The 420-nt window shown below is 66.2% G+C and carries 1 pseudogene; it reads right to left on the reverse strand.

Going from position 1 to position 420, the window contains the following annotated elements:
- Nucleotides 1–420 (reverse strand): annotated as a pseudogene (locus AC5Y5E_RS30375) (hypothetical protein); the annotation flags it as partial.

Genomic DNA, 420 nt, shown 5'->3' on the forward strand with positions numbered 1-420 from the left:
GCCGCCGACAGCTCCACACCCAACGAACCCAGGTTCGGGATCGTCAGCGCCGGCAGACCCGGCAACGACGCTAAGAAGTTGGCCGCCAACGTTTCACCGGTCTGAAGAGCCCCGCTGATACCCGCCCCGAAGTTGGCGGCCAAGTTGTTCAGCCCCGCGGCGAAGTTGCCCGCCAGGTTCTCACCGGTCTGGATCAACCCGTTGAGGTTCGCACCCAGGTTCAAGCTGCCATTCAGCGCCGCGTTCAACGACGCACTCAGGTTGGCGCCCAACCCATTCAACGCCGCCGATAGCTCGACACCCAACGCACCCAGGTTCGGGATCGTCAGCGCCGGCAGACCCGGCAACGAGGCCAGGAAGTTCGCCGCCAGGTTCGCACCGGTCTGCAGCGCCCCGTTCAGCCCGGCCGCGAAGTTGCCG

The organism is Mycobacterium sp. NGS54, from assembly GCF_059812465.1.